Source organism: Spirulina sp. CCNP1310, from assembly GCF_034932185.1.
GTDB lineage: Bacteria > Cyanobacteriota > Cyanobacteriia > Cyanobacteriales > Spirulinaceae > Spirulina.
Genome location: NZ_JAYGHW010000079.1, coordinates 1 through 9,622 on the forward strand (window position 1 = coordinate 1; position 9,622 = coordinate 9,622).

Consider the following 9,622-nt stretch of genomic DNA (forward strand, 5'->3'; position numbering starts at 1 on the left):
GGATTGCCTACTGCGTCGTCCAATCTAACGATTTGGTCGCCTGCGTAGACGCGAAGCGGCGCGCCGAAGGCAGACTTGAATGTGGAGGGGTTGGTCTGTGATCGGCATCTGGCCAAGTCAGTAGTGATGCGGGTTTGTATCCTGCGCCTTGGACGAACTACCGTGGGGCAAACGGGAAGTTATACGCTTGGGGAGATTAGACCTCTGGCTGGGTTGGAGCAATCCTGCTCAGTGAAGTCCGGTCGATGAACCAAGAATCCCCGTCGCTTTAGCGCGGGGAGTGTCAATGTGCTCCACCTGTACCCGCCCTTGGGCCAATTCCGCCGCAAGGGTGTCCAGTTGGGCGCGGGCTTGGCTCGTGGCGGTGTTAAAGAGGCTGTCATCGAGGCGGGCGATCAGTTGCCCTTGGGTGAGGCGATCGCCCACCTCTCCCGTTAAATTGAGTAACCGTCCTTCTGCTTGGGCGCGGAGGGAAACCGTCCGTTGGGGGGCAAGGGTTCCCAAATATTCCACCGGATCTTTAAGCACTCCAGTACTGACAGGGGCAACCGTCACTGCAATGGGGCCGCCCTCCCCTCGCCCCCGACCCTCCGGCGGAGCTTCTGTGCCAGAGCTACAGGCCACTAAACCGCCCAGGCAGAGACCAAGCAGGTATTGACGCAGTGCCATGGTCATAATTCTTAAAACGACAATATTTTTCTGAGGGTAGCATTTATAAGGCAGAAGGCAGAAGGCAGAAGGCAGAAGGTAAAAGGCAGAAGGCAGAAGGTAAAAGGCAGAAGGCAGAAGCAAGTCTTTTTACTTCCCACTTCCCACTTCCCACTTCCCACTTCCCAACCCAGCGATCAAGCCTTAAAGCGAATTTTGAGATAATCCGCTTCCATCTTTGCCCCTCCGGGTTGCAACGCCGCTAACGCCTGCGGTAACACTAAGTTGCGGCGGTGGTTGCCGATGCGAATATTTAACTCATCGCCGGTTTTATTGAGTTGCACCTGGTCTTTGCGAATCCCTGGTAAATAAAGCTCTAGGCTATATTGCCCCTCGGTTTGGACAATGCGCATCGTATTTTCTTGATAATAAACTTGGGTGGGATCTTCCTCCCCGTAGAGCGTTACTTTTAACCGCTCTAATGCCGCCAAGCCACACATTTCTTCGGAATAAAGGGGAACTTCCTTTACCGGCAAGGGGTGGAAATCGTCGTGAATTTCCTGTTTATAGACCTGTTGGCTTTCCTTCCAACGGGCGAAAAAGGGGTCGCTGACGCTATCGGGGAGGATGCGATTGGCAATGATTAAATCCGTTGCCACATTGTAAAGGCTCAAATAGGCATGGGCGCGGCGGGATTCCTTTAAAACCATCCGTTCTGGATTCGTCACCAACCGCACTGAGGTTTTTTGATTATCGGTGAGGACTTTTTCCAGGGCTTCAATCTGCTCATAAAACTCGTAGGGCGCATCCATCACCTCCTTATCAGGGAGGGAAAACCCGGCAATAGGCTTAAAAAAAGGCTCCACCAAAGGCCGCAATGCCACCGACATCCCCTGCAACGGTTTATAAAAGCGGCGCATATACCAGCCCCCCACCTCCGGGATACTCAAAAGGCGCAACGCCGTCCCTGTAGGGGCGGAATCGATGATCAACACATCGTAGGTTCCCTCATCGTAGTGCCTTTTCATCCGCACCAAACCGAAAATTTCATCCATACCGGGGAGAATGGCCAATTCTTCCGCCTGGACGCCATCGAGGCCGCGGGCTTGGAGGACTTGGGTGATGTAGCGTTTCACCGCCCCCCAATTGCCTTCGAGTTCCATGAGGGCATCCAGTTCCGCCGCCCAAAGGTTGGGGCGAATTTCCCGGGCATCATGGCCGAGATCAATTTCAAAACTATCCGCCAAGGAGTGGGCCGGATCGGTGCTGAGAACAAGGGTGCGATAGCCTAACTCGGCACAGCGTAGGCCGGTGGCGGCGGCAACGGAGGTTTTACCGACACCGCCTTTGCCGGTCATCAAGATTAAGCGCATGGGTTACTTTTCCGGATCAGAGCAGGAATTGGCTAAGAATTTCGATACATTTCTTAACTCTAGCGGGTTTTGGGGGCGATGGAGAGCACTTGGAACACCTCGGCCATTTGTTGCTTGCCTTTGAGGGCCATGGGGCCCCAAGGTTCAACGATGAAGCGATCGCCTAAATGGTGCAACGTTTCCGCCGCAATTAAAATCCGGCAATCCGTGGGTTGCCGCTCCTTGGCGCAGGATTCTAAGCGTGAAGCGGTGTTGACCGTATCTCCCAAAACCCCATATTCTAAGCGGTCTTTCCCCCCCAGGGAGCCAACGACAACGGGGCCGGTGAAGATGCCAATGCGCATCTGAATATCCGGTAGGCCCATTTCATGGTTGCGTTTATTCACCAGGGCGAGGCGATCGCCTATGGCTAAGGCGCAATACACCGCATTTTGGGCATCAAGGGCAATTTCTGCCTTGTGAATCCGCGACAGGGGTACACCAAAAATGGCCATTAAGCCATCGCCGGTAAATTTATTGATAATCCCTTCCCGCGTCAATACTTCTTGGGTAATCTCCCCCAAAATATCGTTGAGCCAATCGAGGAGGGCTTCCGGCTCCATCTGTTCGGCAACGGTGCTAAACCCCTTGATATCGAGAAAGAGGATGGTGGCTGTGAGGCGAATGCCGGGCAACTTTCCCGCTTTGAGCAACGTATCTCGCCCCTGCCAGAGGGCTTCGGCAATTTCCGGCGAGGTATTTTGCCCCAAGAGTTGCATAACAATACGACGACGGCAATAGTCATCATAGGATTGGTAGGTGATCACCACGCCAGCGGTACAGAGCATACTGATCACCGGGGCTGCAATGGGAATCCATAGCCCTTGGCTAAAGAACCAAAAGCCTACCCCAATCATCAGTAACAAACAGAAACTAATCGAACTAATCAGGAGCAGGGGATGGCGCAACCGCCAAGCCGTTAGGCTACTGACAAAGGCCGCCCCCACGAGATAGGCAACTTCCACCCAATCAGGCCAATAGGCGAGGAGCGATCGCTTCCCCAAGGCAACATCTAAAATTTGCGCGGCAATTTGGGCATGAATCATCACCCCTGCCATCTTGCCATCGCCCCCCAAGGTGGCACTGTAGGGGGTGGCCTTACGGTCTAACAGGCTGGGGGCAGTGCTGCCAATCATGACGAGGCGATCGCGCACCAAGGCCGGATCAAACTCCCCCCGCAACACCTCCCCCAACGTGATCATCTCAATGGCGGTATCCGTGCCTCGATATTGGAGAAAAGTTTGATAGCCCCCCGCATCGAGGCGGTCATAGCCGCCTGCATAGGGGGTTAAGGGGTGAAAGGTGGCTTCCCCCAACTGCATCACATTGGGGTATTGGGGACTCTCAATGGGTTCAATGCCCGCTTCGGCCAAATACAAAAAGGCTAATTGTAACGAGAACGCCACCGCCACATCCTCATCTTGGGGAAGGTATAAAAAAGCACGGCGGATCACCCCATCGGGATCGAGGGGGAGATTATTAAACCCCACCTGTTCCGGCGGGGCATTGGGGGGGGGAGGGATAGCTTCAAGGCTGTTGACGGCGATCGCCTCAATGGTGATCACATTGGGGGCCTGAAGTTGAGCCACAAAATCGCCATGACCCGGCTCCAAGGCAAACTCCCGATAAATATCTAACCCAATCCCTCGCGGCTGATGGGCCTGCAACTTCGCTAACAATTCCGCCAACACCGCATCACTCAAGGGCCATTGGCGTTGCTCGCGAATATCCGCCTCGGTAATCCCCACCACCAAAATACGGGGGTCGGGGGATTCCTTCACCAAATGGCGCATCATCTTGTCATAAATCAACAACTCCAACCGCTCCATCCCTCCCCCCTGGCGAATGAGCAGCAAGCCCCCCACCACAAAAAAGAGGGCAATCACCGCAATGCCAAAACCCGGCCAATCTTGGGCAAACTTTTTCAAGGGTTTCGGCAACCGGGACACCATAGCTTAGGGGTTGGGGTGAGAAAGAAATAGAGAGGACAGCGTTGATTCGGCGGAGGCTTTTTTCTCTACGCTCGCCTAAAATCTCAATCCGCCGCTTATGATATAAAAAGTAATAAAACTTAAAGAAAATTTATCGTGGTGCAGCCAAGGATTAAGATTGCACGTCCCCTGATCTCCTCCCTGACCACCCCTCTGGATTGTTTTAACCGCAAAATATGGTTGTTTCCGCCTCCCCTTTAGATCGATTTAAAAATTCCATCCTGGACAAAGTGCTGCTGGGCAACGAACCCAACGCCGAACTAATCGCTATTTTAACGGTTTATTTTGTCCAAGGAATTTTAGGCTTATCCCGGCTGGCGGTGAGTTTTTTCCTCAAGGATGAACTACACCTCAGCCCCGCCCAAGTGGCGGCCTTGGCGGGGGTTGCCGCTCTCCCCTGGGTGATTAAACCCCTGTTTGGCTTCCTCTCCGATGGTTTCCCCCTGTTTCGTTACCGGCGGCGGCCCTATTTGGTGTTGTCGGGAATTTTGGGGGCGATCGCCTGGCTAGCCCTAGCAACCATCGTTCATACTGCTTGGGCAGCAACCTTGGCGATGCTTCTGGCTTCCCTCTCGGTGGCGATTAGTGATGTGATTGCCGATTCGATTGTGGTGGAGCGGGTGCGGGGCCAGAGTAATCAAGCAGCCGGTTCGCTGCAATCCCTCAGTTGGGGGGTTTCGGCCCTGGGGGGATTGATCACCGCCTATCTCAGTGGTTGGCTCCTCCAAGCCTTCAGTATCCAGTTCATTTTCTGGATCACCGCCACATTCCCCCTTTTGGTTTGTGGTGTGGCTTGGTGGATTAACGAAAAACCCGTTGCCCTTGCTGAAAATTCCCTCGCGCTCGTCAAAACCCAAAGCCGTAATCTTTGGTGGGCAATCCGCCAAAAAGCGATCTGGTTGCCGACGTTGTTTATCTTCCTCTGGCAAGCCACCCCTAGCGGTGAGACCGCCCTGTTCTTTTTCACCACCAATGAATTGGGGTTTGAGCCGGAATTTTTGGGTCGGGTGCGGTTGGTGACGAGTTTAGCCGCCCTGGTGGGGATTTGGATTTATCAGCGGTTTTTACGCGCCGTCCCCTTCCGGGTGATCCTGGGTTGGACAACGATTTTCGCTTCTGGTTTAGGGATGACGACACTGTTGCTCGTCACCCATGCCAACCGGGCGATCGGCATTGATGACCATTGGTTCAGCCTGGGCGACAGTCTGATCCTCACTGTCATGGGGCAAATCGCCTTTATGCCCGTGTTAGTCCTCTCCGCCCGCCTTTGTCCAGCGGGGGTAGAAGCAACGCTGTTTGCCCTGTTAATGTCGATCTGGAATTTGGCGGGCCTGCTCTCCCAGGAATTGGGGGCATTGCTAACCCAAATGCTCGGCATAACGGAAACCAACTTTGATCAACTTTGGCTTTTGGTGGTGATCACCAACCTTTCAACCCTGCTCCCCCTGCCGTTTCTGCACTGGCTCCCTGCTGCTGAAGAAGCGGAGATAACGCCGGATCTACCCAACCCATAGGTGTCCAAAACCCATCCTACTCCTGCTTTCTATCCCAAAAATCCAGTTTTAGCGGTAAGGGCGTTGGCGTAAGCCTGCCGGAGGCACAAAAATTTTTCGCCCCTACACCACCCAAAACTTTGTACGGTCTGATCATTCTTCCCACTTCCCACTTCCCACTTCCTACTTCCCCAACCATGCAAACCCTCGAAGCAACCACCCGCCCCGCTTTCAATCAAACCGACTGGCAAAAAGGCTATCAATCCCAACGCCAAGAACTGAGTTATGTTGTTGATGACATTACCGGCAGGATTCCCCCGGAATTGACGGGGACGTTATTCCGCAATGGGCCGGGCTTGTTGGATATTAATGGCGAAATGATTCATCACCCCTTTGATGGGGATGGGATGGTCTGTGCGATCGCCTTCCAAAATGGCAAGGTTCATTTCCAAAACCGCTACGTCCGCACTGAGGGTTATCTCGCAGAACAATCCGCCGGGAAAATTTGCTATCGGGGCGTATTTGGTACACAAAAAAAGGGGGGCTGGTTAGCCAACCTCTTTGATCTCAAGCTCAAAAATATTGCCAATACCAATGTGATCTATTGGGGGAATCGCCTCCTGGCCCTTTGGGAAGCAGGCAAGCCCCACCGCCTCAATCCCCAGAACTTGGAAACGATGGGGGTTGATGATCTGGACGGAATTTTGGGTAAAGGGGATGCTTTTTCCGCCCATCCCCGCATTGATCCGGCTTGTGTGTTTGATGATGGCCAACCCTGTTTAGTGAATTTCTCCCTTTCAGCAGGGCCGGTGAGCACGCTCCACCTTTACGAACTCGCCCCCGATGGCCAACTACTGCGGCGTAAATCCCAACCGATCCCCGGCTTTGCCTTCATCCATGATTTTGCGATCACGCCCCATTACTATCTCTTCTTTCAAAACCCAGTGAGCTTTAATCCCTTGCCTTTCCTGTTGGGCCAACGGGGGGCAGCGGAATGTGTCCAATTTCAGCCGAATCAGGAAACGAAAATTATTGTTATTCCCCGCGATCCCGCTTCCACTCAGCCTGTGAAAATCCTCAAAGCCAAGGCCGGCTTTGTCTTCCACCATGCCAATGCCTGGGAAATCGACGAACAACATTTGGGTATTGATTCGATCTGTTATCCCTCTTTCCCAGAGGTGGAGCCGGATTCCGATTTTCGGGATGTGGATTTTACGAAGGTTGATCCGGGGCAATTGTGGCGGTTTAGTTTGGATCTGACAACGGAAACGGCAACGGCGACGATGTTGGAATCCCGCTGTGTGGAGTTCCCCACGTTACACCCCGCCTACGAAGGCCGTCCCTACCGTTACGCCTACTTCGGCACAGCCCAGCAATCCCAAGGCAATGCGCCGCTGCAAGCCCTGCTCAAGTTTGATTTTGCGAGGGGGGAAAAACAGTTTTATTCCTTCGCGCCCCATGGATTTGTGACAGAGCCGGTGTTTGTGGCTAAACCGGGAGAAATGGCGGAAGATGCCGGTTGGATTTTGATGTTGGTCTATGATGCGACCCGCCATGGTTCAGATCTGGTGATTTTCGATGCGGCGGATATTCCCGCCGGCCCCATTGCTACCGTGCATTTAAAAATCCATATTCCCTACGGGCTACATGGGAATTGGACAGAGGCGGTTTTTGGGGAGTGAGGAGTGAGGAGTGAGGAGTGGGGAGTGGGGAGTGGGGAGTGGGGAGTGGGAAGTGGGAAGTGGGAAGTGGGGAGTGAGACTTATGGCACTACGAACTTTCTCTTTTCTGTTTTTGGCTTCGATACCAATGAGCCAAGCGGTGGGGCGAGATGCCTAGATAGTAGCCGAGGATCATGCCTTGGTTGATCAGCGTGGTGCGGAATACGCCAAGGCGTTGCCAGCGGCGGGGGGAAGTGGTGACGGCTTGGGGAGCGATCGCCACCTTCCCCAATCCGCGTAACTGGCGCACAAAAACAAAATCCTCCATAATCGGCAAATCGGGAAAGCCCCCCAATTGCTCAAACGTGGTTTTTTTGAGGAATAGGGCCTGATCACCATAGGGGAGTTGCAGCCAATGCGATCGCACCCCCACCCACCATTCCACCCAACGCAGGCCTCGCCCCTCCCCCGCAATCTTTAATTGAAAAGCACCGGCAGCTACGCCCGGTTTTGCGAGGAGCGATCGCACCGTGGCAGCAAAGTCAGGCGGGAGCAGCGTATCGCCATGGAGAAAGAGGAGAATTTCCCCCGTGGCAAGGCTGGCCCCATAGTTCATCTGTTGGGCGCGGCCAGGGGGAAGGCTGTGGACTTTGGCCCCTTGGGATTGGGCGATCGCCACCGTCTCATCCTCACTTTCCCCATCAATAACAATCACCTCTAAATCCCCCTGAGCCATCAAGGGCGGGAGCGTGTGGGGGAGCGTGGTGGCTTCATTGCGGACGGGGATTATAATGGAAATTTTTGCCATGGATCAGGATCAGGATTGGGCAAAGGCTTGGCGCGATCGCCTCCAACAGGCTAGGGCGATCGCCGTGATTCGCGCCCCGACGTTGGTTGTCGGCTATGCCATGGCCGAGGCGGTGATTGCCGGGGGGATGGAATGGGTAGAAATTACTTGGAATAGCGATCGCGCTGCGGATTTAATCACCCAACTGCGCCGGGATTTTCCCCATTGTTGCATCGGCACAGGCACGATCCTTGATCCGGCGGCAGTGGCGATCGCTCACACTGCCGGGGCGCAATTCCTCTTTTCCCCCCATACCCATCGGGAAATCATCACCATCGCTCAAGATTTACAATTACCTGTAGTAGCTGGAGCCTTAACCCCCACAGAAATTATTCAGGCTTGGCATTGGGGCGCAACAGCGGTGAAGGTGTTCCCCGTGCAGGCGGTGGGGGGAGCGGCCTATTTGCGAGGGATCCGGGGGCCGTTACCTCAAATTCCCCTCATTCCCACCGGGGGCGTAACCTTGGGCAATGTAACGGATTTTCTCGATGCAGGGGCGATCGCCGTCGGATTAGCAGGGCAACTCTTCCCCCAAGAGGCAATAGCAGCGGGGAATTGGGGGCTGATTACAGAGCGGGCGAGGGAATTGCGATCGCGCTTATTGATGTAGGGGCGAAAAATCTTTGTGCCTCCGGCAGACTTACGCCAACGCCCCCACGCCGATCAAGATCAGACTCTCTTGATTAAGCATTGTTGCCAAATGTGATAATTCACTAAAAACCTATCGGAATACTGGGGATTTATGGCAAGATGACAAAACGAGCAAGCTCAATGCGTCGATCAACACGCTCAAGGAGACTACTGGCATGACATTACAACTCGGTGATACCGTCCCCAACTTTACGCAGGATTCCAGCGAAGGGGAAATCAATTTTTACGATTGGGCTGGCGATAGCTGGGTCGTTCTCTTTTCCCACCCTGCCGACTATACCCCCGTTTGCACCACGGAATTAGGGGAAGTATCCCGCCGCAAACCTGAGTTTGAAGCCCGCAACGTTAAGGTGATCGCCCTCAGTGTCGATGATGCTGAATCCCACAAGGGTTGGATCTGCGATATCAACGAAACCCAAAATACGACAGTGAACTATCCCATCCTTGCGGATGTGGATAAAAAAGTTTCCGACCTCTACGGCATGATCCACCCCAATGCCAACGCCTCTTTGACAGTGCGATCGGTGTTTGTCATTGATCCCCAGAAAAAACTGCGGTTAACGATCACCTATCCCCCCGCAACGGGTCGCAATTTCGATGAAATTATCCGAGTGATTGACGCGCTGCAACTGACGGATAACTATCAAGTAGCGACCCCCGTCAACTGGAAAGATGGGGATGACTGCGTGGTTGTACCCTCCATTCCCACCGAAGAAGCAAAACAGAAATTCCCCAAAGGTGTTACAGAAGTCAAGCCCTATCTGCGGATGACCCCCCAACCCAACAAATAAGTTACGAAAATAGTGCGGGAGTCTGAAAGCCCCGTCAATTTATTGCGGGGATGAAAGACGACACGAGCGACTTTAGTCGCCCTCCTTGGGCCAGTCGTGTTATGGTGATTATATTGAATTTCAAACGT

Annotated in this window: 8 protein-coding genes; 4 read left to right on the forward strand and 4 right to left on the reverse strand. The window is 53.7% G+C overall.

The genetic code is table 11. The features are described 5' to 3' along the window. Positions 1-228: 228 nt before the first annotated feature. The 3 genes from VB712_RS13815 to VB712_RS13825 all read right to left on the reverse strand — a co-directional run bounded on the left by VB712_RS13815 (position 229) and on the right by VB712_RS13825 (position 4,012). Positions 229-675: a biotin/lipoyl-binding protein gene (locus VB712_RS13815; protein ID WP_323255676.1), complete on the reverse strand. Its 447-nt coding sequence runs from the start codon at positions 673-675 to the stop codon at positions 229-231. Between the two features lie 170 nt (positions 676-845). Further along, positions 846-2,021, reverse strand: coding sequence for a TRC40/GET3/ArsA family transport-energizing ATPase (locus tag VB712_RS13820; protein WP_323255678.1), 1,176 nt, complete (start codon positions 2,019-2,021; stop codon positions 846-848). Between the two features lie 59 nt (positions 2,022-2,080). Next, entirely contained in the window at positions 2,081-4,012 is a 1,932-nt protein-coding gene (locus tag VB712_RS13825; protein ID WP_323255680.1) for an adenylate/guanylate cyclase domain-containing protein, read from the reverse strand. A 215-nt stretch (positions 4,013-4,227) separates the two neighbouring features. Here VB712_RS13825 and VB712_RS13830 point away from each other — a divergent pair, with 215 nt between their 5' ends. Together VB712_RS13830 and VB712_RS13835 are read left to right on the forward strand one after the other, a co-directional pair. Continuing rightward, a complete protein-coding gene (locus VB712_RS13830; protein WP_323255682.1) occupies positions 4,228-5,565 on the forward strand; it encodes a folate/biopterin family MFS transporter in 1,338 nt (445 codons plus the stop codon). A gap of 176 nt (positions 5,566-5,741) precedes the next feature. Further along, the gene (locus VB712_RS13835; protein ID WP_323255684.1) at positions 5,742-7,226 is read left to right on the forward strand and encodes a carotenoid oxygenase family protein; all 1,485 of its coding nucleotides are present in this window, start codon (positions 5,742-5,744) and stop codon (positions 7,224-7,226) included. Positions 7,227-7,314: 88 nt separating this feature from the next. Here VB712_RS13835 and VB712_RS13840 read toward each other — a convergent pair whose 3' ends face one another. Beyond that, on the reverse strand, positions 7,315-8,013 hold the full coding sequence (locus VB712_RS13840; RefSeq protein WP_323255686.1) for a TIGR04283 family arsenosugar biosynthesis glycosyltransferase: 699 nt from the start codon (positions 8,011-8,013) through the stop codon (positions 7,315-7,317). On the opposite strand from VB712_RS13840, the gene VB712_RS13845 reads away from it, so the two are divergent. Together VB712_RS13845 and VB712_RS13850 are read left to right on the forward strand one after the other, a co-directional pair. Then, entirely contained in the window at positions 7,997-8,662 is a 666-nt protein-coding gene (locus tag VB712_RS13845) for a bifunctional 4-hydroxy-2-oxoglutarate aldolase/2-dehydro-3-deoxy-phosphogluconate aldolase (protein ID WP_323255688.1), read from the forward strand. The two genes, VB712_RS13840 and VB712_RS13845, sit on opposite strands and share 17 nt — an antisense overlap. A 196-nt stretch (positions 8,663-8,858) precedes the next feature. Then, entirely contained in the window at positions 8,859-9,494 is a 636-nt protein-coding gene (locus VB712_RS13850; RefSeq protein WP_323255690.1) for a peroxiredoxin, read from the forward strand. The last annotated feature ends 128 nt before the right edge of the window (positions 9,495-9,622 follow it).